This window comes from Variovorax sp. GW822-FHT04E09 (genome assembly GCF_058800845.1).
Genome location: NZ_JBXAMR010000001.1, coordinates 1,032,841 through 1,055,198 on the forward strand (window position 1 = coordinate 1,032,841; position 22,358 = coordinate 1,055,198).

Annotated in this window: 20 protein-coding genes and 1 tRNA gene; 17 read left to right on the plus strand and 4 right to left on the minus strand. The window is 69.6% G+C overall.

The genetic code is table 11. The features are described 5' to 3' along the window. Genes AC1RL8_RS04870 through gmd form a run of 17 tightly spaced genes read left to right on the plus strand, consistent with a single transcriptional unit; the run spans position 1 to position 19,158 of the window. On the plus strand, positions 1–774 hold the full coding sequence (locus tag AC1RL8_RS04870; RefSeq protein WP_492684055.1) for a 4'-phosphopantetheinyl transferase family protein: 774 nt from the start codon (positions 1–3) through the stop codon (positions 772–774). Continuing rightward, a complete protein-coding gene (locus tag AC1RL8_RS04875) occupies positions 771–1,592 on the plus strand; it encodes a serine aminopeptidase domain-containing protein (protein WP_062473265.1) in 822 nt (273 codons plus the stop codon). Before AC1RL8_RS04870 ends, AC1RL8_RS04875 begins: the two co-directional genes overlap by 4 nt. After that, on the plus strand, positions 1,585–2,508 hold the full coding sequence (locus tag AC1RL8_RS04880) for a hypothetical protein (RefSeq protein WP_492684057.1): 924 nt from the start codon (positions 1,585–1,587) through the stop codon (positions 2,506–2,508). Before AC1RL8_RS04875 ends, AC1RL8_RS04880 begins: the two co-directional genes overlap by 8 nt. A gap of 28 nt (positions 2,509–2,536) precedes the next feature. Beyond that, positions 2,537–3,715, plus strand: a complete 1,179-nt coding sequence (locus AC1RL8_RS04885; RefSeq protein ID WP_062473261.1) for a polysaccharide biosynthesis/export family protein — start codon at positions 2,537–2,539, stop codon at positions 3,713–3,715. 43 nt (positions 3,716–3,758) lie between these two features. Then, positions 3,759–6,038: a polysaccharide biosynthesis tyrosine autokinase gene (locus tag AC1RL8_RS04890; protein WP_492684058.1), complete on the plus strand. Its 2,280-nt coding sequence runs from the start codon at positions 3,759–3,761 to the stop codon at positions 6,036–6,038. Next, a complete protein-coding gene (locus AC1RL8_RS04895) occupies positions 6,035–6,715 on the plus strand; it encodes a sugar transferase (RefSeq protein WP_159276456.1) in 681 nt (226 codons plus the stop codon). Before AC1RL8_RS04890 ends, AC1RL8_RS04895 begins: the two co-directional genes overlap by 4 nt. Before the next feature lie 37 nt (positions 6,716–6,752). Beyond that, complete coding sequence (locus AC1RL8_RS04900) at positions 6,753–7,730, plus strand: GDP-L-fucose synthase family protein (RefSeq protein WP_492684059.1); 978 nt, start codon at positions 6,753–6,755, stop codon at positions 7,728–7,730. Between the two features lie 19 nt (positions 7,731–7,749). Next, the gene (locus AC1RL8_RS04905) at positions 7,750–9,063 is read left to right on the plus strand and encodes a hypothetical protein (RefSeq protein ID WP_492684060.1); all 1,314 of its coding nucleotides are present in this window, start codon (positions 7,750–7,752) and stop codon (positions 9,061–9,063) included. 24 nt (positions 9,064–9,087) lie between these two features. Continuing rightward, on the plus strand, positions 9,088–10,179 hold the full coding sequence (locus tag AC1RL8_RS04910) for a glycosyltransferase (protein ID WP_492684061.1): 1,092 nt from the start codon (positions 9,088–9,090) through the stop codon (positions 10,177–10,179). Beyond that, positions 10,176–11,129: a hypothetical protein gene (locus tag AC1RL8_RS04915; protein ID WP_492684062.1), complete on the plus strand. Its 954-nt coding sequence runs from the start codon at positions 10,176–10,178 to the stop codon at positions 11,127–11,129. The genes AC1RL8_RS04910 and AC1RL8_RS04915 overlap by 4 nt, the downstream gene beginning before the upstream one ends. A gap of 25 nt (positions 11,130–11,154) precedes the next feature. Then, the gene (locus tag AC1RL8_RS04920; protein WP_492684063.1) at positions 11,155–12,111 is read left to right on the plus strand and encodes a hypothetical protein; all 957 of its coding nucleotides are present in this window, start codon (positions 11,155–11,157) and stop codon (positions 12,109–12,111) included. Next, a complete protein-coding gene (locus AC1RL8_RS04925; RefSeq protein WP_492684064.1) occupies positions 12,108–13,376 on the plus strand; it encodes a polysaccharide biosynthesis protein in 1,269 nt (422 codons plus the stop codon). Before AC1RL8_RS04920 ends, AC1RL8_RS04925 begins: the two co-directional genes overlap by 4 nt. Further along, positions 13,373–14,644 carry a glycosyltransferase WbuB gene (locus AC1RL8_RS04930; protein WP_492684065.1) on the plus strand — a complete coding sequence of 424 codons (1,272 nt, stop codon included), beginning with the start codon at positions 13,373–13,375 and terminating at the stop codon, positions 14,642–14,644. The genes AC1RL8_RS04925 and AC1RL8_RS04930 overlap by 4 nt, the downstream gene beginning before the upstream one ends. Next, positions 14,641–15,750 carry a UDP-glucose 4-epimerase GalE gene (gene galE / locus AC1RL8_RS04935; RefSeq protein ID WP_492684066.1) on the plus strand — a complete coding sequence of 370 codons (1,110 nt, stop codon included), beginning with the start codon at positions 14,641–14,643 and terminating at the stop codon, positions 15,748–15,750. The genes AC1RL8_RS04930 and galE overlap by 4 nt, the downstream gene beginning before the upstream one ends. Before the next feature lie 40 nt (positions 15,751–15,790). Then, positions 15,791–16,537 carry a LuxR C-terminal-related transcriptional regulator gene (locus AC1RL8_RS04940; RefSeq protein ID WP_070061303.1) on the plus strand — a complete coding sequence of 249 codons (747 nt, stop codon included), beginning with the start codon at positions 15,791–15,793 and terminating at the stop codon, positions 16,535–16,537. A 60-nt stretch (positions 16,538–16,597) separates the two neighbouring features. Next, a complete protein-coding gene (locus AC1RL8_RS04945) occupies positions 16,598–18,085 on the plus strand; it encodes a mannose-1-phosphate guanylyltransferase/mannose-6-phosphate isomerase (protein WP_095947183.1) in 1,488 nt (495 codons plus the stop codon). A gap of 35 nt (positions 18,086–18,120) precedes the next feature. Next, complete coding sequence (gene gmd, locus AC1RL8_RS04950; RefSeq protein WP_492684067.1) at positions 18,121–19,158, plus strand: GDP-mannose 4,6-dehydratase; 1,038 nt, start codon at positions 18,121–18,123, stop codon at positions 19,156–19,158. Between the two features lie 120 nt (positions 19,159–19,278). On the opposite strand, the gene AC1RL8_RS04955 is transcribed toward gmd, so the two are convergent. From AC1RL8_RS04955 to hscA, 4 genes are all read right to left on the minus strand, one after another. Next, a tRNA-Val gene (locus tag AC1RL8_RS04955) sits at positions 19,279–19,353 on the minus strand. Positions 19,354–19,428: 75 nt separating this feature from the next. Then, positions 19,429–20,136, minus strand: coding sequence for a DNA polymerase III subunit epsilon (dnaQ, locus tag AC1RL8_RS04960; RefSeq protein WP_095745690.1), 708 nt, complete (start codon positions 20,134–20,136; stop codon positions 19,429–19,431). Then, positions 20,136–20,474, minus strand: a complete 339-nt coding sequence (gene fdx / locus AC1RL8_RS04965) for an ISC system 2Fe-2S type ferredoxin (protein WP_070061051.1) — start codon at positions 20,472–20,474, stop codon at positions 20,136–20,138. Before fdx ends, dnaQ begins: the two co-directional genes overlap by 1 nt. Before the next feature lie 16 nt (positions 20,475–20,490). Then, complete coding sequence (hscA, locus tag AC1RL8_RS04970) at positions 20,491–22,353, minus strand: Fe-S protein assembly chaperone HscA (RefSeq protein WP_492684068.1); 1,863 nt, start codon at positions 22,351–22,353, stop codon at positions 20,491–20,493. Positions 22,354–22,358: the final 5 nt, after the last annotated feature.

Below are 22,358 nucleotides of genomic sequence, written 5' to 3' on the forward strand. Positions count from 1 at the left end.
ATGACCGGCGCCGCCAACGCACTGTCCATCGACGCACCGGTCTGCCGGTACGTCGAGCTGGACAGCTTCACCGACACCCTGCCCGCCCAGGTGCTGTCGGAGGAAGAGCGCGCACGCGCCGAGAACCTGCGCTTTCCCGTCGACCGGCAGCGCTTCGTGGCGGCCCATGTCGCGCTGCGCCAGGCGCTGTGCGCGTACACGGGCCTGGCCCCCGACGCGCTGACGCTGGCCACCGGCGCCTTCGGCAAGCCGTCGCTCGCGGGCCACCCGCGCACCCAGTTCTCGCTGAGCCACAGCCAGGGCCTGGCATTGATCGCCATCGGCGGGCGCGGCCCGCTGGGCGCCGACGTCGAGCTGCTGCGCCCGATGCCGGACGCGGCCGACCTGGCGGCGGCGCATTTCACGCGGCGCGAACAGGAGGCGCTGGCCGCCCTGCCCGCCGACGAACGCGACCGCGCCTTCCTGACCTGCTGGACCCGCAAGGAAGCCTGCCTGAAGGCCATCGGCGTGGGCCTGCTGGTGTCGCCGCAGAGTTTCGACGTGGGCCTGGCCCCGGACAGCCGCAGCGTCGAGCTGCCGGTGGCCGGACGCATCCTGGTGCTGGCGCTGGGGCCCGCGCCCGCGCGGGCGGACAGCGTGGGCTCGCTCGCCGAATGGCGCCATACCGAAGCCCGCGCCCGGCCCTCGCAGGCCGACCCCGAAGGCCGCCGCATGCGCCCCCTGAATCCGCGCAAGGGCATGAGCGAGGCGCGATGCGCAGGGGGTGTCGCATGACCCTCTTCACGCCGCTCATGTTCGGGCCGGCCTCGCGCCAGGTCTTCGGCGCGTTCCACGCCGCCGACGACCACCGGGGCGAGCCCACCGCGGTGCTCCTGTGCCCGCCTTTCGGGCAGGAGGGCCTGCGCACCCACCGCTTCTTCAAGGTGCTGGCCGAACGCCTCGCGCGCGCCGGCATCGCCACGCTGCGCTTCGACTTCTACGGCTCCGGCGACTCGCCGGGCGACGAGAGCGAGGGCGAACTCGACGGCTGGCGCCGCGACCTGTGCGCGGCGCACGAGGAGCTGCGGCGGCACGCACCCCATGCCGCCATCGTGTGGATCGGCGCGCGGCTGGGCGCCACCCTGGCCGTGCTGGCCGCGCGCAACGGGCGCTGCGACCCGGCGCGGCTGGTGCTCTGGGAGCCGGTGATCGACGGGCCGGGCTACGCGCGCCTGCTGCGCGAGCGCCACGTCGAGGCGATCGACACGACCTTCTGCATTCCCGACCTGTCCTGGCGCCGCAACCTCGCGCGGGAACCGGATGCGCTGCCCGAGGAGGCGCTGGGCGTGCGTCTCTCGCCGGCGCTGCAGGCGCAGCTGCGCGCCCTCACGCCGCAGTCGCTGCCGCTCACGGCCCTGCACGACACCCTGGTGCTGGCCCCGCCCGACGACACGTCCACCGCGCAATGGGCGGCCGAGCAGCAGTCGCGCCACATGCCGGTGCGCCTGGCCTACCTGAGCCACCCGCTGGACTGGACGTCCGACCCCTTTCCCCACAGCGCGATGGTGCCGGCCGATGCGCTCAACCGCCTGCAGGGAGCGATCCATGAATGACCTGACGCAGACCCCGGTGTGCTTCGGCCCCGGCAACGCACTGATGGGCATGCTCACACTCCCCGCGCAGCGCGTGCCGGCGCCGGTCGCCTGCCTGATGTTCAACATGGGCGCGAACCACCGCGTGGGGCCGCGCCGCATCAACGTGAAGCTGGCGCACCTCTTGGCCGCGCGCGGCGTGGGCAGCCTGCGCTTCGACCTGGGCGGCATCGGCGACAGCGAGGCGCTGGACACCGGGCCCGACCTGCAGACGCGCGCCGTGCACAGCCTGCAGGCCGCCATGGACCTCGTGCAACGCATGCAGGGCATCGGCCAGTTCGCGACCGTGGCCATGTGCTCGGGCGTGGAGCACGCCATGTCGGCCGCCGCGGTGGACGCGCGCATGGTGGCGCTCTCGCTGTTCGACGGCTTTGCCTTCCCCCAGCGGCGCACGCGCTGGGAGCTCACGGTGCGCCGCGCGCTCGCCGCGCCGCTGCACCCGTCGTTCCCCGGCAAGGCGCGGCGCTGGGTGCTGCGCCATCTGCCGGGCAGCACGGTGGGCAAGCCGCTGCCGGGCTACTTCGTGGACCGGCGGCCGCCCAACGTCAACGCGATCTGGTTCGAAGCCACGATGAAGCGGCTGGTCGAACGCGAGGTGGCGGTGCAGCTTCTGTATTCGGGATCGCTGCATGTCTGCGACCGCGACCGCGACCAGCTCGGCGCCCTGCGCCGCGAACCGTTCATGCAGGGCCTGCAGTACGAGTTCATGCGGGACGTGGACCACACCGTCTGCACGGTGAAGGGCCAGCAGCTCTTCCTGCAGTCCGTCGGCGACTGGGTCGTCGAGCACTGTCTGGCCACCGGCAGCCCGCAGCGGCAGGACCGTCCGGCGACAGGCACCCCGCGCGCGATCCCGGCCACGCTCGCCGCGCCCTGAAACAACAACCGAAGCCAAGGAGATTGCCATGACATCCGCAACCCCAGCGAACCCGCGCGGCGAGCGCCTCCTCGCCACCGAGGGCGCCCGCGCCCTTCCCGGTGGCCGCTTCCGGTCGCGTGCCATGGCGCTGCTGCTGTCGCTCGGCTTGTGCGGCTGCGCACCCGGCTTCGGCACGCCGGGCCCGCTGCAGTCGGCCGACGGCACGGCCGGCGGCCGGATCGCGGCCATCACGCCGGAGCTGGTCCGCGCGCAACTCGCCGGCAACACGGGCATCCCGCCCGACGTGAAGGCGCTGTTCGGCCGGCCCGCGCCCTACACCATCGGGCCGGGGGACGTGGTGGGCATCACCGTCTACAACAACCCCGAGCTGCAGCCCAACCTGGGCGCGGTGATCGCGCAGCAGAGCGACCCGACCGGCGTCACCGTGGCGCCGGGCTTCATCGTCGATGCCGCAGGCGAGATCAGCTTTCCCTACATCGGCCGCACCCGGCTGCAGGGCCTCACGGAAAGTGGTGCGTCCGAGCTGATCGCCAAGCGCATCGGCAGCATCATCAAGGCACCGCTGGTGAGCGTGCGCATCCAGTCGTTCCGCAGTCAGCGCGCCTATGTCGAGGGCGAGGTCCGCACGCCGGGGCTGCAGATCTTCACGGACATCCCGATGACGCTGTCCGAGGCGCTCAACCGCGCGGGCAGCATCACCGCCGGGGGCGACCGTTCGCATGTGACGCTCACGCGCGGCGACCGCACGGTGGTCATCGACCTGATGCAGCTCAAGCGCTTCGGCGCCGACGCCAACAACATCCCGCTGCGCAACGGCGACATCGTGTACGTCGGCAGCCGGGACGACAGCCGCATCTACGTGATGGGCGAGATCCTGCGGCCCTCGGCACTGCTGATGCGCAACGGCCGCATGAGCCTGAACGAGGCCCTCGGCGACGCGGGCGGGCCCGACCTGCTCACGGCCGACCCCGGGCAGATCTACGTGATCCGCAACTCGCCGCAGACGCCCGACACGCCGCAGATCTTCAGCCTGAACGCGAAGAACCCGGCCGCGCTCGCACTGGCCGACCGCTTCGAGCTGCGGCCGCGCGACGTGGTCTACGTCGACCGCGTGCCGCTGGTCTCGTGGAACCGGGTCGCCAACCTGATCCTTCCCGCCGCCCAGGTGATCAACCTCGCGCGCGACACCGCCCGCAGCAGGTAGGCCGCGCAGCCCCGGCCCGAACACGACAAAGAAGGTGAAGCCCATGAATGCGCGTTGGTACCCCCCGCTTCCCGCACCGTACAGCCCGGAACCCGAGCGCCCGCACTCGCGGTTCAAGGAATACGTCGACCTGATGCTGGACAACCGATGGCTGATCGCCTCGGTCACCGCCGCGGTGTTGGTGCTGGGCGCGGGCTACGCGCTCTTCGGGCCGCGCGTGTACGAAGCGAACGTGCTGATCCAGCTCGAGGATGCCGAACGTTCGCCCGGCGGCGCGGGCGATGCCGCGGTCAACGGCGTGGGCGTGAAGACGCCGACCTCGGGCGAGGCCGAGATCCTGAAGTCGCGCATGGTGCTCGGCCAGGCGATCGAGAACACCAAGCTGTTCATCAAGGCCCGGCCGCACTACATCCCGGTCGTGGGCGCCTTCATCGCACGGCATTCGAAGACGCTGTCCAGGCCGGGCTTCCTCGGCATGCGCGGCTATGTGTCGGGCACCGAGCGGATCGCGGTCGCGCAGATGGACGTGCCGCCGGCCCTCGAGGGCAAGAAGTTCCTGCTGACCGCCGGCAAGGACGGCGCCTACACGCTGACGCACCCCGACCTCGACACCCCGCTGCATGGCCGGGTCGGCGAGCCGCAGGACAGCTCGGTGCCGGGCGGAACGGTCCATCTGCTGGTGGCCTCGATCGACGCCCGGCCCGGCGGCGCCTTCGAGCTGACGCGGCATTCCACGCAGCTCACCATGCTCGAGCTGCAGCGCGAGCTGCGCGTGATCGAGAAAGGCAAGCAGTCCAGCGTGATCGACGTGAGCTGGCAGACCGACGATCGCGAGCACCTGGCGAACCTGCTCAACGAAGTGGCGCGCCTGTACATGCGCCAGAACATCGACCAGAAAACCGCGCAGGCCGAGCGCACGCTGAACTTCCTGGGCACCGAGCTGCCCAAGTTCAAGCAGCAGCTGGAACAGTCGGAAGAGGCCTACAACGAGTACCGCAACCAGAACGGAACCATCAGCCTGGACGACGAGGCGCGCAACGCGCTGTCGCAGAACGTCGACCTGCAGGCCAAGCTGCTCGACGCGCGCCAGAAGCGCCTGGACCTGGCGAGCCGCTTCACCAGCCAGCACCCGATGCTGATCACGCTCGACGCGCAGATCGCCTCGTTGCGCAAGGAGCTGGGCGGCGTGGACAACCGCATCCGCCGCATGCCGATGCTGCAGCAGAACTCGCTGCGCATGCAGCGCGACATCAAGGTCAACACCGAGCTCTATTCATCGCTCCTGAACAGCTCGCTGCAGATGCGCCTGGCCCGCGAAGGCCGCATCGGCAACGTGCGCGTGCTCGACCAGGCACTGTCGCCCGAGAAGCCGGTGCGGCCCAAGGCGGTGATCGTGATGGCGCTGGCGCTGGTCGTGGGGCTGTTCCTGGGCGCGGTCACGTCGGTGCTTCGCAAGGTGCTCAAGAACACGGTCGCCACCCCCGACGAGATCGAGATGCGCACCGGCCTGAACGTCTACAGCACGATCGCACTCAGCACGCGGCAGGGCACGCTCGACCGCGCCATCCGCCAGGGCAAGCCCGGCGTGAAGCTGCTGGCGGCCTCGCACCCGGACGACCCGGCGCTCGAAGGCGTGCGCAGGCTGCGCACCGCGCTGGGCTTCCTGATGGCGGGCGCGCAGAACAACCGCATCCTGCTGACCAGCGCCACGCCGGGCGCGGGCAAGACCTTCCTGTCGGCGAACTTCTCGGCCGTGCTGGCGGCCTCCGGCAGGCGCGTGCTGCTGATCGACGCCGACATGCGCCGCGGCAAGCTGGCGAGCCAGTTCGGGCTCAAGGCGACCACCGGCCTGTCGGAGCTGATCGCCGGCACCGCCACGCTCGCGCAAGCGGTGCATGCGCAGGTGCTGCCGCACCTGGACGTGATCACCACCGGCAAGCTGCCGCTCGATCCGGCCACGATGATGGGTTCCACTGCGTTCACGCGGTTGCTGGAGACCCTCTCGGCGCTCTACGACGCCGTGGTCATCGATGCGCCGCCGATCCTGCTGGCGACCGAGACCGTGGCGATGTCACCGGACGTAGGCACCCTGATGCTCGTGGCCCGCGCCGGCGACAGCGAACTGGGCGACCTGGTGGAGAGTGCCAAGCGGCTGGCGCATGTGGGCGCGGCGTTCCACGGCGTGGTGCTCAACGCGCAGGACGCACGGCAACGCCACAACGCCTACGGCTACGACTACGGGCCCTACGGCCTGCCGCCGAACATCTATCCGCCCGCGCTGGGGCACACCCCCCGCGCCGAACCGGAGCGCGCGACATCATGAGCACGCACCTTTCACGCACGCCGCACCGCACCGCCGCGCGCCCCGTGCCGGTGGGCGGCTCGCGGCTCCTGCAGGCCGCCAAGCGCGCCATGGACATCCTCCTGGCGGGCGCCTTCTTCCTGTTCCTGGGCTGGGCCTACGCGCTGATCGCCCTCGGCGTGCTGCTGACCTCGGGCGGCCCGGCCATCTATGTGCAGCCGCGCTACGGCAGGGACGGCCGGATCTTCCGCTTCTACAAGTTCCGCACCATGGCACCCGACGCCGATGCCCTGCTGGCCCGGCACCTGCGCGAGAACGACGCGGCGCGGCGCGAATGGGAGAAGTTCCAGAAGCTCGAGCACGACCCGCGGATCACCCGCTTCGGCGCCTTCCTGCGCCGCTACAGCATCGACGAGTTTCCGCAGTTCTGGAACGTGCTCAAGGGCGACATGAGCATGGTCGGCCCGCGCCCCTGCATGTTTGCGCAGAAGGAACTCTACGGCCCGTACTGGGCGTACTACTGCGCGGTGCGCCCGGGCATCACGGGCCTGTGGCAGATCAGCGGACGCAACGAGGTGAGCTACCGCCGCCGCGCGGCCATGGACGCCGAGTACGTCGCCACGCTGTCCCTGCTGCGGGATGTCGTGATCCTGCTGAAGACCTTCCGCGTCGTGCTCGGGGCGCGCGGTTCGCGCTGAGACCCGAAGCCCCCTCTTCCTTCACTGAAAGAACGCCATGCGAATCTATGTTGCAGGTCATCGCGGAATGGTCGGCCAGACGCTCACGAGGCGCCTGGGCGAGCTCGGCCACGAGGTCGTGACGCGCAGCCACGCCGAGCTCGACCTGCTCGACCAGGCCGCCGTCGCGCGCTTCTTCGCGACCGAGCGCATCGACCAGGTCTATGTGGCGGCGGCCAAGGTCGGCGGCATCCACGCCAACATGACCTGCCCCGCGCAGTTCATCTACGAGAACCTGCTGATCGCGGCGAACCTCACGCACCAGGCCTTTCTCGCCGGCGTCAAGCGGCTGCTGTTCCTCGGCTCCAGCTGCATCTACCCGCGGCTGGCCGAACAGCCGATCCGCGAAGAGGCCCTGCTCACCGGCAAGCTCGAGCCCACCAACGAGCCCTACGCGATCGCCAAGATCGCGGGCATCAAGCTGTGCGAGAGCTACAACCGGCAGTACGGCGCCACGCACGGCGTCGACTTCCGCAGCGTGATGCCGAGCAACCTCTACGGGCCCGGCGACAACTACCACCTGGAGAACAGCCACGTGGTGCCGGCGCTGATCCAGCGCTTTCACCTGGCCAAGATCAGCCGCACGCCGAGCGTGCTGATCTGGGGCAGCGGCCGGGCGCGGCGCGAGTTCCTGTACGTGGACGACATGGTCGAAGGCTGCCTGGACGTGATGAACCTGTCGCGCGCCGCCTACGACCAGCACACCGACCCGATGCGCGGCCACATCAACCTCGGCACGGGCGAGGACGTCTCGATCGCCGAACTGGTGGAGCACATCCGCGAGGTGGTGGGCTACGAGGGCAGCATCCACTACGACCTGGCCCAGCCCGACGGCGCCCCGCGAAAGCTGCTGGACGTGTCGCGCGCGGCCAGCTTCGGGTGGCACGCCACCGTGCCGCTGGCCGAAGGGCTGCGTCGCACCTATGCGGACTACCAGACGGCGCGCCGGACCGCCGCCGAGGCCGAGCACGCCTGAAGCAGAAACGGACCTCGCCATGAGAACCCTCGTCTTCTGGTCCGGCATCGTCTGCGCCGCGCTGTGCGGGCTGATCGATCCTGTCTGGGGCTACGGGGTGGTGTTCGTGCTGACGGTGGTGCAGCTGTCGATGCTGGGCACCGCCGGCGACAGCGTGTTCCTGCTGATCCACTACACGGCGGTTCTCATCTACTTCTCGCTGGCGCCGGCGATGCAGATCGCGACCGACACCGACTTCTGGGAGGTCGGCATCGTCGGGCAGGCTGCGCACACGCAGGGGCTGATGCTCGTGCTGCTGTACATGGCCGGCGTGGAGGCCGCACGGCTGGGCCTGCCCGAGCCGTCTACCGCGCCCCGGCCGGCGCAGCGCGCGCTCAGTGCCGGCGTCGCCCACCCCTTCCTGCTGCTGGCCTGCCTGGAGGTGGCGTTCGCCATGCTCTTCCTGCGCCCCGACATGAACTTCACGGCGCGCGGCGTGATTTCCGAAGAGGAGGCCGCGCCGGTCCAGTACATCGTCTATTCCACGCTGCCCAAGCTCATGGTGCTGCTGTGCTGCGTGGCGCTCGCGATCCACGCCACGCGCCAGCGCACGCTGTGGACCTGGTGCGTCGCGGGCCTCGCCTTCGCGCTGGCCGCCATCGCCGCCAACCCGGTCAACACGGCACGCCAAGTCATCCTGATCGGGCTGCTGCCGCTGCTCATCCATGCCCTGGGGCGGCGCCACCGGTGGACGCTCGCCGCCGTGATCTTCGGCGCCATCGCGGGCCTGGGCCCGGTGCTGAACCTGATTTCGCGCGACGCCATGTGGGGCGCGGAGCTGGCGTCGTACCCGTTCAGCCAGGACTTCGACGCGATGTTCGTCGTCGCGGGCATCCTGGAGCGTGCGCCCTCGCCCGACCTCGGCTACGGGCGCTACCTGCTCTCGGCCTTCTCCTTCATCCTGCCGCGCGAACTGAAGATGTTCCCGGGCTACGACCCACTCGGCTGGCCGGCCGTGCTGGGCAACTTCTCGCAGAGCAACCTGTCGCTGCCGCCCTTCACCACCGCCTACTTCGACTTCGGGCTGGCAGGCCCGGCCCTGCTGGGCTTCGCGGTCTCGGCGCTCTTTCGCCTCGTCGACAAGGCCATCGATCCGCAACGCACGCTGACGGCCGGCTACCTGTGCGCGCTGGTGCTGCTGGCGGCCTACGTGCCGTTCCTGCGCGGGCCGATCCTGGGCTGGGGACCGTTCGCGGTCTCGGGGCTGGTCGCGGCCGTCGTCGCCGGCAGCCTCGCTGCGTGGTTCCGCAGGCCGGCCCCCCGCCCGGCGCGCGCCAGCCTGCCGACCGCATGAGAACGCACGCACGCAGGAGCGACCATGGCCACCTACCTCTTCTACGACACGATCCGGCTCAACGCGTCGGCGGGCGGGGTGCTGAACGTGTCCGAGGTGCTGCTCGAGAGCATGCGCGACGCGCCGGGCCACGAGGTGCAGCCGGTCAGCGAGCGCCATCCGCACCTGTACGCGGCCGCACGGCGGCTGAAGATCAGCCGCTTCATCCTCGACACGCTGCTCTACAACGTCCACCTGGTGCGCGGGTGGCTGCGCGGGGAGCGCGTGTACTCGCTGTTCCCGAACTACTTCCTGCCGTTCTCGCTGCTGGCGCCCTTCGGCCGCCACCGGGATTCGATCGTGGTGGTGCACGACGTGCAGTACAAGTCGTACCCGCAGTACTTCAGCGCGCGCAAGCGCCTCTGGCTCGACTGGAACCTGCACCGCGTCGCACGCAGCGCCGCCGACGTGGTCTTCATCAGCCGCAGCAGCCAGGAAGATTTCGAGCGGCACTTCAGGCGCTGCGAGCACCCGGCGGTGATCTTCAATCCCGTGGATGCGGGCGCCGTCGCCGCGAACGCCGACCGCACGGCAGCACCCGACGGGCGCTACCTGATCGCGGCCTACCACTACTACCCGCACAAGAACTTCGAGGGCATCCTGAAGCTCTTCGTGCGCATGAAGCGCCAGGGCCTGGTCGACTACCTCGACATCACCGGCAACGGCGCCAAGGAGGTCGAACGCATGATCTCGGCCATGGCGCCCGCGTTCCGCGGCTGCGTGCGACACCGCGGGCTGGTGTCGCGGGACGAGCTCCTGCGGCTGTACCGGGGTGCGACGGCCTTCATCTCGCTGTCCACCTTCGAGGGCTTCAACCTGTCGGCCGCCGAGGCGGCCACGCTGGGCGTGCCGCTGCTGCTCTCGGACCTTCCGGTGCACCGGGAGCTCTTCGCGGGCTACGCGTTCTTCATCGGCAACGAATTCGTCGGCCTCGGCGGCATCGAGCGCTACCTGGCCGCCCACCAGCGCACGCGCCCCGCATGGTCGCTCTCGCGGGCCTGCACGCCGGGCGCGGTGGCCGCGAGTTACCTCAGGCTGAAGCGCGGCGACGCGTCGCTGGCGAGGGCCACGCCATGACCAACCGTGCACGCTCCCTGCTTCGCGCGCTCGCGGTGCTGGCGCTCGGGCTGGCCGCGTGGGTGCGGCCCGCTGTCGCCGCATTGCCCGAAACGCAGGGCGTCCCTGGCTTCGGCGTGATGGTGCATTACCTGCCCGACAAGCAGTCCATCGCCGGCATCGGGCGCTTCGACGTCGAGGCCTTCGCCGCTGAACTTGCCGGGATGCGCGCCAGCCATCTCATCCTCACGCTCGGGCAGAACAACGGCCAGTTCATCGCGCCGAACGCCGCCCTCGAAGCGCTGTGCCCGCGCAGCGCCGCGCACCGTTCACCGCGCGACCTGCCGATGGAGATCGGCCGCGCGCTGCGGCGCCACGGCATCGCGCTGATCCTCTACCTGCCCTTCCGCGCGCCGCAAGGGGATGCCTACCTGATGGAGTGCCTGGGCGATGTCTCCGAGCAGCAGCCACCGCCGACGCGCTTCATCGCCGCCTGGTCGGCCGTGATCGACAGCTGGTCGCAGCACTACGGCGCGCTCGCCACGGGCTGGTGGTTCGACGGCGTCTACAACACGACGGGCATGACGACGCGCGACTGGGACCGGTTCTGCGCGGCCGCGCGCAGCGGCGCCCCCACCCGGTGGCTGGCCTTCAACGCCGGCGAGGGGGCGGCGCGCTTCAGCCTCAAGAGCGCGCCGTGCCAGAACCTCATGGCGGGCGAGTACCTGCAGCCCACCGCACGACTGGCCTCGCCGCCCTCCGAACTCCGGCTGCATGTGCTGACGCCGCTGGGCGCCTCCTGGGCCCAGCCGAGTGCGCCGCGCTTCTCGGCCGCGCAGCTGCGCAGCTGGATCGGCGACGCGAGCGCGCGGGGCGGAATGCTCACGCTCGACATGCCGCTGGACGCCGACTTCCACTTTCTCCCCGCCCACGTCGCGCTGGTGCGCAGCGCCACCGCGGCGCGGCCCTGACCCGTACCAACCCGCTTGCCCGACCATGGACCACGCCCTCCCCTTCATCGTTGTGGAAGACCGCCAGAACACGGCCCTGCGCCTGTGCTGCGAATCCGCGGCCATGGCGCAGGAGCAGCTGGTCGTCCTGTCGGACACCGACGCCGGACCGGCATACGAACGCTTCTGCCAGGCCTACGTGCACCTGTCGAGCAACACGCCGGCGTTCGAGAAGATCTGCTTCCGGCGCTACTTCCTCCTGGCGAACCACCTCGCAGCGCACCCCGACTGCCGTGCCTTCGTGCTGATCGACAGCGACGTGCTGCTGTTCAACGGCGTCGGCGCCCACATCGCGCGCCTGGTGGGCCACGCCGACTTCTCCGGCTCCAGCATCCTTCCCACGGACGGCTGGAACCCCTGCCAGATCTCGCCGCACGTGAGCTACTGGACGGCGGCCGGCCTGCAGGACTTCGTCGCCTGCCTCCTGCGCATGTACAGCACGCCCACGGGCCTGCACCAGCTGCGCGACATCGCCGAGCGCTTCGCGACCCGCAGCGTGCGCGGCGGGGTGTCCGACATGACGCTGCTGTACCTGTGGGCGCAGGCCAGCGGCAACACGGTGCCGATCAACCGGGTGTTCGACGGCCAGGTGATCGACCACAACGTCAACGGCGGCACCAACCACTTCGTGCGCGAGTTCCGCGTGCGCGGCGGCGCCAAGCGCCTGGCCTTCATCGACGGCCAGCCCTGCCTGCAAACGCCGGCAGGCGACTCGGTGCGCGTGCTCGCGCTGCACTTCCAGGGCGCCGCCAAGCTGGCGATGCAGCCCGCGCTGCATCGCCGCGTGTACACGGTCGCGGCGCTGACCTGGGCACTGCAGATGGCGCGCCGGGCCAAGAACAACGCGCACCGGATCGCCTCGCGCGCGCGCCGCATGGCCGACACCTTGGGCTTCGCGGATGCGCCAACACCGAAGCACCCCGCGGACGGGAGCACGCCATGAAGCCCGCCGCCGGCACCTCGTTCGCCCTGCCCGGCATCCGCCTGGCGCAGCGCCTGGGGCTGGGAGCGCTCGCGTCGCGGCTGTATGTGTACCTGTCGGGTTTCCTGGCGATCTTCCTGATCGCGGCGCAGGTGGCGCCCGCGCGCTTCGGTGAGTACTCCGTCTACCAGTCGGTGCTGGAAGTGGCGCTGGTCGTGGGCACGCTGGGCAGTTCGCTGCTGTTCTCGCGCAATGCCGCGAGCGTGCCGCCCCGCGTGACCCGCGGCGATCTGGTGCGCACGCTGGCGATCGGGCTGCCGCTGGCCGCGCTGCTCGCGGCCGGCGTCGTGGGCGCGCAGCGCCTGCCGGTGGCCGGCGCGCCCTTCGTGCTGATCGTGCTGTCGCTCGCGGTCTTCGCCTTCAACAGCCTGCGCCTGTCGTACAGCCGGGGCCTGGGCCATGCGGGCCTGCTCAACCTGGAGTCGGGCGTGCGCGCGACCGTGCTGGTGCTGGGCGTGGCGACGCTCGCTGCGCTCGGCCTGGAGATCGGCGTGGCGCACCTGCTCGCCATCAATCTGCTGGCCTTGGTGCTCGTGGGCGCGGCCATCTTCCTGCCGGCGAACGGCGCGGCGCCGCCGGCCGGGCCGCCCGTGCTGGCGCTCGCGTCGCAGGCCAGCGCCACGGTGTATGCGCTGCTGACCTTCCTGCTGCGCAAGTCGGACCTGCTGCTCGTGGCGCTCTTCATGCCGCTGGGCTACGTGGGCGCGTTCAAGCTGGCCTTTCTGCTTGCGGAGGCACCTTCGCAGTTCGTGCAGGCCTTTCTCGTCACGAAGACGCCGGCGATGCTGGACGCCAACGCGGCCAACCTGACGATCGAGAAGCTGCGGCTGGCGCGGCATTCGTTCCTGCTCGGCTGCGTGCTCTTCGTGGGGCTGGCGGGCCTGATGGCGGTGGCCGCGCCGCTGCTGAAGCTCGGCCCCGAGGCCCGCGACATCTTCGTGTGCATCGCGCCGTACTTCCTTCTGAGGACCTACACGGTCCACCACGAAACGATGCTCGCGCTGAACGCCACGATGGGCTCGCTCGGGTGGTGGACGCTGCTGGAGTTCGCGCTGCGGCTGGCCTCGTATGGCGTCGTGATCTCGCTCTTTCCCGACAAGCCGCACTACGTCTTCTTCATCGCCTTCGTCACCGACTTCGTGCTGTACGAGCTGCGCATGCGCGCGCTGTTCGGCTTCTTTCCGATCGTGCGCCTGCTGCGCCCGGCCCTGGGGAGGTCGCCGTGAAGATCCTGCTGTACTCGATGAACTTCGCGCCCGAACTGGCCGGCATCGGCAAGTACTCGGGCGAGATGGCCGACTGGCTCCAGGCCCGGGGCCATGACGTGCGCGTGATCGCGGCGCCGCCCTTCTTCCCGCACTGGGCGGTGTTCGAGGGCCATTCGGCCTGGGCCTATCGCAAGACCACCGGGCACAACGGCCTCACGGTCTGGCGCGCGCCCACCTGGGTGCCTTCGCAACCGCGTGCGCTGGCGCGCGTGGCGCACCTGTGCTCGTTCATGCTGTCGAGCATGCCGCTGCTGCTGGCGCAGGCGCGCTGGAAGCCCGACCTGGTGTTCGTCGTGGAGCCGCCGCTTTTCTGCGCGCCCGCGGTGCTGTGCTTCGCGAAGCTGCTCGGCATCAGGTCGTGGCTGCACATCCAGGACTTCGAAGTCGATGCGGCGTTCGGCCTGGGCCTCGTGCGCGGCGCGGGCGTGCGGCGCGTCGCGCTGTCGCTCGAGCGATGGCTGCTGGCAAGGTTCGAGCGCGTCTCGACCATCTCGGTGGCCATGGTCGACAAGGCCAGGAGCAAGGGCATCGGCGAAGGCCGGCTGGTTCTCTTTCCGAACTGGGTGGACGTCTCGGCGATCCGCCCCGCTCCCCGCGCAGTCGATGGCTACCGGGCCGAGCTGGGCATTGCGCCCGATGCCGTGGTCGTGCTCTATGCGGGCAGCCTGGGCGCCAAGCAGGGCATCGAGCTGCTGGCCGAGGCGGCGGGCCTGCTCGCCGACCGGCAAAACATTCACTTCGTGATCTGCGGCAACGGCCCGAGTCGCGGCCCGCTGATGTCGGCCTGCGCCGGCCTGGACCGCGTGCACTTTCTCGAACTGCAGCCCGCCGAACGGCTCAACGAATTGCTGGGCATGGCCGACATCCACGTGCTGCCGCAGCGCGCCGATGCCGCCGACCTCGTGATGCCCTCGAAGCTGGCCGGCATGTTCGCGAGCGGCAAGGCCGTGATCGCCACGGCGCACCCCGGCACCGAACTCGCCCGCGTGGTCGCGGACCGTGGCTTCGTGGTGCCCCCGGGCGATGCGGCCGTGCTGGCCGACGCGATCGCGCAGCTCGCGTGCTCGCCGGGCCTGTGCCAGGCGCTCGGTGCGGCGGGCCGCGCGTTCGCGCAGACGGAGCTCGACCAGGACGCCATCTTGTCGCGCCTCGAACAAGAGCTGCTTCGCTGCGTGGCGGACCGAGGCACGGCCACGCCATCCCCACTGCGCGAGTCCCAACCATGACCCACTCAAAGATTCTCGTGACGGGTGGCGCCGGCTTCGTCGGAAGCCACGCCTGCGTGGCGTTGATCGCGGCCGGCTACCTGCCGGTGGTGCTGGACACGCTGGTCAACAGCGACCCGCGTTCGCTGGAGCGCGTGGCACGCATCTGCGGCGTGCAGCCGCAGCTGGTGCGCGGCGACGTGCGCGACGCGGCGGTGCTCGACCGCGTGTTCGCCGAGCACGGGGTCGACGCGGTGCTGCATCTGGCGGGGCTGAAGGCGGTGAGCCGCTCGGTGAGCGACCCGCTCGGCTACTACGACGTCAACGTGGCGGGCAGCCTCGCGCTGGCGCGGGCCATGGAGCGCGCCGGCGTGCGCACGCTGATCTTCTCGTCCTCGGCCACGGTCTACGGCGACATCCCGCGCTCGCCGATACGGGAAAGCGCGTCGTACGCGGCCGTCAACCCCTACGGGCGCTCCAAGGTGATGGTGGAGCGCATGCTCGCGGACCTCGCCCGCTCCGATCCACGCTGGGGCATCGCATGCCTGCGTTTCTTCAACCCCATCGGCGCGCACGAGAGCGGCCTGCTGGGCGAACACCCCCAGGGGCCGCCCGACAACCTGGTGCCGTATGTCTCGCAGGTCGCGGTGGGCGAGCGCGGGCACGTCGTCGTGCACGGCAACGACTACGAGACGCACGACGGCACCGGTGTGCGCGACTACGTGCACGTGATGGACGTGGCCGAAGGCCATGTGGCGGCCCTGCGGTACGCGACGCTGCATCGGGGCCTGCTCACGGTGAACCTGGGCACGGGGCACGGCGCATCGGTGCTCGACGTGATCGCGGCCTTCGAACGCGCATGCGGGCACCGCATCGCGGTGCACATCGGTCCGCGCCGTCCCGGCGATGCCCCGGCCTACTGGGCGGACGTGCAGCACGCCCAGGACAGGCTCGGCTGGCGCGCGCAGCGCAGCCTGGACCAGATGTGCGCCGACAGCTGGCGCTGGCAGCTGGCGAACCCGCGCGGCTTCGACGAACCGATGCCGGGCTTCCCGGTCCGCACCGCCGACGGCGCCGCACCGACCGCCGTCCCTCACTCACTTCAACCGGGGCAAGAACATGGCTGAAAACACGCTCACACCCTCTGGCGACCCCACCCCCGCCGTGATGGCGCCGCGCCGCCCGGGCCCGTCCGCCCCCGTGTGCGCGCCCGCCGCGAGGCTGTGGCCGGACTTCATGACAGGCCAGGAAAAATCGCCGGTGCGCGTGCTGCTCATCGACGACGACGAGTACATGCGCCGGGTGATCGCCCAGGAGTTGCTGTCGGACCTTCGCATCCAGCTCGAAGGCCAGGCCGACAGCATCCGCGAGGGGCGCAAGCTGCTGGCCACGCATGCGTTCGATGTGCTGATGGTCGACCTGCGCCTCAGCGACGGCATGGGCTTCGAGCTGATCGCCGAGGCGCGCCGTCACCATGGCAACGGCGAGATCATCGTGATCTCCGCGCTCGAGGACGATGCCCACGTGCTGCGCGCCTTCGAGCTGGGCGCCACGGGCTACCTGCTGAAGAACGCCTGGCTGCAGAGCTTTGCCGACGCCGTGCTGCACGTGGTGAACGGCGGCGCCGTCATCACGCCGCGGCTCGCGCGGCGCCTGCTGCACCGCCTGAACCACCAGCCCCGCGAGCCGCAGCCCGCCGACGACGCATCGCCGCCGCGCGACACGACGCTGACACCGCGCGAGAGCCAGGTCCTTCGCCACGTGGCGTCGGGCTACGTCTCGGCGGAGATCGGCGCCAAGCTCGGCATCACCGGCCAGACGGTCAACGTGCACATCAAGAGCATCTACAAGAAGCTGCATGTGCATTCGCGCGCCCAGGCGGTGAACCTCGCCGTTCACACGGGCCTGATCTGAGCGGCACGCCCTCGAAGCGATCCGGTTCATCACCCACTGCACACACAAAGGCTGGTCACCATGAACACCCCCACCATTCATCCAGTGGTCCTGTGCGGCGGCAGCGGCACGCGGTTGTGGCCGCTGTCGCGCAAGGCCTTTCCCAAGCAGTTCGCACCGATCGTGGGCAACAAGAGCCTGCTGCACCTCACGCTCGAACGGCTCGCGACCCTGAATCGGACGATCACCTGCGTCGCGTCGGAAGAGCATCGCTTCCTGGTGCGCGAGGCGATCGAGAACGCGCACGCACAGGGCCGCCAGATCCTCGAGCCCGTGCCCCGCAACACGGCCGCAGCGATGGCCGCGGCGGCCCTGCTGGCCGAGCCCGACGACCTGCTGCTGTTTGCGCCCGCGGACCACCACATTCCCGACGTGGCGCTGTTCGAAGCCACGATGCGCAGCGGCGTCGAAGCAGCCCTGGCGGGCAAGATCGTCACCTTCGGCATCGCGCCCAGTTTTCCGAGCACGGCCTACGGGTACATCGAGGCGGCCGGGGCCACGGGCCATGGTCCCAGCCACGCGGTGGCGCGCTTCGTCGAGAAGCCGACAGCGGCGGTGGCGCAAACGCTGATCCTGCAGGGCAACTACTGCTGGAACGCGGGCATCTTCCTGGTCCAGGCGCGCACGCTGGTCGCGGCCCTGCGCACGCATGCGCCCGACATCCTCGCCACCTGCGAACGCGCGACCGCCGCGGTGTCGGTCGACGGCAGCTTCGTGCGGCTGGACCGCGAGGCCTTCGAAGGCTGCCGCAGCGACAGCATCGACTACGCGGTGCTCGAAAAGCACGCCGACGTCGCGGTGGTGCGCTTCGAGGGCGCCTGGAGCGACGTGGGCAGCTGGAACGCCGTGGCCCAGTTGCACCCAGCCGACGAGGCGGGCAACCGCGTGAGCGGCGCGGGCAGCGTGCTGAACTCGCGCAACACCTTCGTCCATGCGCCGCACCGGCCGGTGGTGGCGCTCGGCACCGAGGACCTGATCATCGTGGACACGCCGGACGCGGTGCTGGTCGCGGGCGCGGACTGCGCCGAACAGGTGGCCGAGGTGGTGCGCATGCTGGCGCGCGAGGGCACGGTCGAGGCCACCGAGCATCGCCGCGTGGTGCGGCCCTGGGGCGCCTACGACAGCATCGACACCGGCGAGCGCTTCCAGGTGAAGCACCTGACCGTCAAGCCCGGCGGCAAGCTGTCGCTGCAGATGCACCACCACCGCGCCGAGCACTGGATCGTCGTCAAGGGCACGGCCAAGGCCACGCGCGGCGGCGAAGTGCTGCTGGTGCGGGAGAACGAGTCGATCTACCTGCCCTCGGGCACCATCCACCGGCTGGAGAACCCCGGCAAGACGATGCTGGAAGTGATCGAGGTGCAGACCGGCAGCTACCTCGGCGAAGACGACATCGTGCGCTTCGACGACACCTACGGCCGCTGCCCCGCGGCCGAGAAGCGCGAGGCGCTCGCGCTGCAAGCGGCCCTGCAGCCCGCGGCTGAACGCGGCGTCGATGCGCCGGCCTGACCCGTCCCTTCCCTTCCTCTCACCTCATTGAAGCCATGAAAAAACGTGCTGTCGTCACTGGCATTACCGGACAGGACGGGGCGTACCTGGCCGAGCTGCTGCTGGGCAAGGGCTACACCGTCTACGGAACCTTCCGCCGAACCAGTTCGGTGAACTTCTGGCGCATCGAGTCGCTCGGCATCCAGGACCATCCGGAGCTTCATCTCGTGGAGTACGACCTGACGGACCTGGGCAGTTCGATCACGCTCATTCGCGATGCGCAGCCCGACGAGGTCTACAACCTGGCGGCGCAGAGCTACGTGGGTGCGAGCTTCAACCAGCCCGAAGCCACCACGAACATCAACGGACTGGGCACCCTCCACCTGCTCGACGCGATCCGCCTCACGGACCGCGGGATCCGGTACTACCAGGCCTCGACGTCGGAGATGTTCGGCAACGTCCAGGCCATTCCGCAAAAGGAAGACACGCCCTTCTATCCCCGCAGCCCGTACGGCGTCTCCAAGCTCTTCGCCCACTGGATGACGATGAACTACCGGGAGAGCTACGGGCTCTTCGGTTGCTGCGGCATCCTCTTCAACCACGAGAGCCCGTTGCGCGGCCGCGAATTCGTGACGCGCAAGGTCACCGACGCGGCGGCCAAGATCCGGCTCGGCAAGCTCGATGTGCTCACGCTGGGCAACATGGATGCCAAGCGCGACTGGGGCTATGCGAAGGAATACGTCGATGGCATGTGGCGCATGCTGCAGGCCGACAAGCCGGACAACTATGTGCTCGCCACCAACCGCACGGAAACCGTGCGGGATTTCGTCGACATGGCGTTCAGGGCCGCGGGCTACGAACTCCGGTTCGAAGGGTCGGCGCAGGAAGAGGTCGCCATCGACCGCGAGAGCGGCAAGGTCCTCGTGAGGATCGATCCGAAGTTCTATCGGCCCGCCGAAGTGGAACTGCTCATCGGCGATGCGTCGCATGCCAGGAAGACGCTGGGCTGGGAGCCCCGGACGACGCTGGAGGAGCTGTGCGCGATGATGGTGGAGGCCGATCTGCGGCGCAACCGCGAAGGCCGCTCCTTCTGAGCGCGGCAGACCCGTCCTGAATGGCATCAGGATTTGCGCGGGACCAACAAAAACGGCACCCGAAGGTGCCGCCTGAAACGAAAACGGCACCTGATGGTGCCGTCTGTCGTAGGTCTGAAATGGTGGGCGGTGGAGGCTTCGAACCTCCGACCCCAGCAGTGTGAATGCTGTGCTCTACCCCTGAGCTAACCGCCCTGAGACACTGCTTTTGAGTTCAGTGTCTTGAACACGTATCGCGTTGTGCGAAGCCTCAGATTATGCCATAGCTTTTCAGCTGTTTTGGCGAAATAAAGTTTTTCCGCCGCTGGATTTGTCGAGTTGCGACAACACGGCCTCGTGCGCGCTGAGTTCGTGCTCGGCCGCCGCGATCACCGGCAGCTCGAACTGGCTCAGGTCGATGGCCACGACCGTCGTGCCCTGCGCGGGCTCGTTCGAGGCCACGTCGATCAGCAGTGCGTCCTGCCCGCGCGTGAGGTTGATGTAGACGTCGGCGAGCAGCTGCGCGTCGAGCTTGGCGCCGTGGAAGGTGCGGTTCGAGCGGTCGACACCGAAGCGGTCGCACAGCGCGTCGAGCGAATTGCGCTTGCCCGGGTAGACCAGCTTGGCCATGGCCAGCGTGTCGGTCACTTCGCTCACGAAGGTCTTGAGCGGCGGCAGGCCGGCGCGCTCGAATTCCTTGTTGAGAAAGCCGACGTCGAAGGCCGCGTTGTGGATGATCAGCTCGGCGTCGCGCAGGTACTCGATGATGTCCTTGCCCAGCGTGGCGAACTTCGGCTTGTCGCGCAGGAAGTCGGTGGTCAGCCCGTGGACCTTGAGCGCGTCCTCATGGCTCTCGCGCTCGGGGTTGAAGTAGATGTGCAGGTCGTTGCCGGTGAGCTTGCGCGCGAACAGCTCCACGCAGCCCAGCTCGATGATGCGGTCGCCGTTTTCGGCAGAGAGCCCCGTGGTTTCCGTATCGAGAACGATCTGGCGCGACATCAGTGGTTTTCCTTGGCGTGGTTGATCGAGTACTTCGGAATCTCGATCGTCACATTCTCCTGCGCCAGGATCGACTGGCAACTCAGGCGCGATTGCGGCTCCAGGCCCCAGGCGCGGTCGAGCAAATCTTCTTCGCCCTCTTCCGCTTCGTTCAGCGAGTCGAAGCCCGCGCGCACGATCACGTGGCAGGTGGTGCAGGCGCAGCTCATCTCGCAGGCGTGCTCGATGTTGATGTCGTGGTCGAGCAGGGCCTCGCAGATCGAGGTGCCGGCGGGCGCGGTGATCTCGGCGCCTTGGGGGCAGTACTCGGGATGCGGGTAGATCTTGATCGTGGGCATGAAGGATTTGTTCTGTCTACAGGGATTCGACCTTGCGGCCCGCGAGCGCGCGTGCAATGCCCGCGTTCATGCGCTGGGCGGCGAAGGCTTCGGTGTCGTTGGCCAGCGCCTTCGTGGCGGCTTCGATCGCGGCAGCTTCGTTGCTGCTCTTGGCGGTTTCGCGCAGCCGCGCCATCGAGGCGTCGATGGCGGCGCGCTCTTCGGCGCTCAGCAGGTCGCCGTCGGCATCGAGCGCGCTCTGCGTGGCCAACAACATGCGGTCGGCATCGACGCGCGATTCCACCAGCGCACGGGCCTGCATGTCCTGCTGGGCGGTGGAGAAGCTTTCCTGCAACATCGTCGCGATCTGGTCGTCCGACAGGCCGTACGACGGCTTGACCGCCACGCTGGCCTCGACGCCGCTGCCCTGCTCCTTGGCGCTCACGCTCAGCAGGCCGTCGGCGTCGACGGTGAAGGTCACGCGGATGCGCGCCGCGCCGGCCGCCATCGGCGGGATGCCGCGCAGCGTGAAGCGCGCGAGGCTGCGGCAGTCGGACACGAGGTCGCGCTCGCCCTGCACCACGTGCAGCGCCAACGCGGTCTGGCCGTCCTGGTAGGTCGTGAAGTCCTGCGCCATCGCGGTGGGGATGGTCTGGTTGCGCGGCACGATGCGCTCGACCAGGCCGCCCATGGTCTCGATGCCGAGCGACAGCGGGATCACGTCGAGCAGCAGCAGTTCGCCCGCGCCGTTGTTGCCGGCGAGCTGGTTGGCCTGGATGGCTGCGCCGAGCGCGACGACCTCGTCGGGGTTCAGGTTGATCAGCGGCTCGCGGCCGAAATAGGCGGCCACGGCGCTGCGGATCTGCGGCATGCGCGTGGAGCCGCCGACGAGCACGATGCCCTGCAATTCCTCGGGCTTGAGCTTCGCATCGCGCAGCGCCTTGCGCACGGCCGCGAGGGTGCGGTCGGTGAGCGCCTGCGTGGCGGCAAAGAACTGCGCGCGCGTCAGCGTGAACTCGGCCTTGCCGCCCGCCAGCGCGGCGCTGAAGAGGGTCGACTCGGCATCGGTCAATGCTTCTTTCGCCGCACGCGCGGCCACGAGCAGTGCGGCGCGGTCATTGTCGCTGCCGGCCTGGCGGCCGGTCTGCGCGAGCACGAAATCGGCGATGGCGTGGTCGTAGTCGTCGCCGCCGAGGGCCGAATCGCCGCCCGTGGCAATCACTTCGAACACGCCCTGCGTGAGCCGCAGGATCGAGATGTCGAAGGTGCCGCCGCCCAGGTCGTAGACCGCGTAGACGCCTTCGCTCGCGTTGTCCAGACCGTAGGCAATGGCGGCTGCGGTCGGCTCGCTGATAAGGCGCAGCACGTTCAATCCCGCCAGCTGCGCCGCGTCCTTGGTCGCCTGGCGCTGGCCTTCGTCGAAGTACGCCGGCACGGTGATGACGGCGCCATAGAGCTCGTCGTCGAAGGTGTCTTCGGCGCGGTAGCGCAGCGTGGCCAGGATCTCGGCGCTGATCTCGACGGGCGACTTCTCGCCGGCCGAGGTCTGCACCTTGACCATGCCGCCGTCATCACCGCCGATGCGGTACGACATGGCGTCGCGGTTCGCGATGTCGGCCAGGCCGCGGCCCATGAGCCGCTTGACCGAGGTGATGGTGTTGGCGGGGTCTTGTGCACGCGCGGCCACGGCCTCGAAGCCGATCTGGCGGCGGTCGCCGTCGAGGTAGCGCACGGCCGAGGGCAGCAGCACGCGGCCCTGGTCGTCGGGCAGGCATTCGGCCACGCCGTTGCGCACCGAGGCCACCAGCGAATGCGTGGTGCCAAGGTCGATGCCCACGGCGATGCGGCGCTGGTGCGGGTCGGGCGCCTGGCCGGGTTCGGAAATCTGAAGAAGAGCCATAAGGG

Excerpts from the sequence above, each read along its gene's own strand:
- AC1RL8_RS04870 (WP_492684055.1), top strand. The coding sequence starts at position 1 with ATGACCGGCGCCGCCAACGCACTGTCCATCGACGCACCGGTCTGCCGG.
- AC1RL8_RS04875 (WP_062473265.1), top strand. The coding sequence starts at position 771 with ATGACCCTCTTCACGCCGCTCATGTTCGGGCCGGCCTCGCGCCAGGTC.
- AC1RL8_RS04880 (WP_492684057.1), top strand. The coding sequence starts at position 1,585 with ATGAATGACCTGACGCAGACCCCGGTGTGCTTCGGCCCCGGCAACGCA.
- AC1RL8_RS04885 (WP_062473261.1), top strand. The coding sequence starts at position 2,537 with ATGACATCCGCAACCCCAGCGAACCCGCGCGGCGAGCGCCTCCTCGCC.
- AC1RL8_RS04890 (WP_492684058.1), top strand. The coding sequence starts at position 3,759 with ATGAATGCGCGTTGGTACCCCCCGCTTCCCGCACCGTACAGCCCGGAA.
- AC1RL8_RS04895 (WP_159276456.1), top strand. The coding sequence starts at position 6,035 with ATGAGCACGCACCTTTCACGCACGCCGCACCGCACCGCCGCGCGCCCC.
- AC1RL8_RS04900 (WP_492684059.1), top strand. The coding sequence starts at position 6,753 with ATGCGAATCTATGTTGCAGGTCATCGCGGAATGGTCGGCCAGACGCTC.
- AC1RL8_RS04905 (WP_492684060.1), top strand. The coding sequence starts at position 7,750 with ATGAGAACCCTCGTCTTCTGGTCCGGCATCGTCTGCGCCGCGCTGTGC.
- AC1RL8_RS04910 (WP_492684061.1), top strand. The coding sequence starts at position 9,088 with ATGGCCACCTACCTCTTCTACGACACGATCCGGCTCAACGCGTCGGCG.
- AC1RL8_RS04915 (WP_492684062.1), top strand. The coding sequence starts at position 10,176 with ATGACCAACCGTGCACGCTCCCTGCTTCGCGCGCTCGCGGTGCTGGCG.
- AC1RL8_RS04920 (WP_492684063.1), top strand. The coding sequence starts at position 11,155 with ATGGACCACGCCCTCCCCTTCATCGTTGTGGAAGACCGCCAGAACACG.
- AC1RL8_RS04925 (WP_492684064.1), top strand. The coding sequence starts at position 12,108 with ATGAAGCCCGCCGCCGGCACCTCGTTCGCCCTGCCCGGCATCCGCCTG.
- galE (WP_492684066.1), top strand. The coding sequence starts at position 14,641 with ATGACCCACTCAAAGATTCTCGTGACGGGTGGCGCCGGCTTCGTCGGA.
- AC1RL8_RS04940 (WP_070061303.1), top strand. The coding sequence starts at position 15,791 with ATGGCGCCGCGCCGCCCGGGCCCGTCCGCCCCCGTGTGCGCGCCCGCC.
- AC1RL8_RS04945 (WP_095947183.1), top strand. The coding sequence starts at position 16,598 with ATGAACACCCCCACCATTCATCCAGTGGTCCTGTGCGGCGGCAGCGGC.
- gmd (WP_492684067.1), top strand. The coding sequence starts at position 18,121 with ATGAAAAAACGTGCTGTCGTCACTGGCATTACCGGACAGGACGGGGCG.
- dnaQ (WP_095745690.1), bottom strand. The coding sequence starts at position 20,136 with ATGTCGCGCCAGATCGTTCTCGATACGGAAACCACGGGGCTCTCTGCC.
- fdx (WP_070061051.1), bottom strand. The coding sequence starts at position 20,474 with ATGCCCACGATCAAGATCTACCCGCATCCCGAGTACTGCCCCCAAGGC.
- hscA (WP_492684068.1), bottom strand. The coding sequence starts at position 22,353 with ATGGCTCTTCTTCAGATTTCCGAACCCGGCCAGGCGCCCGACCCGCAC.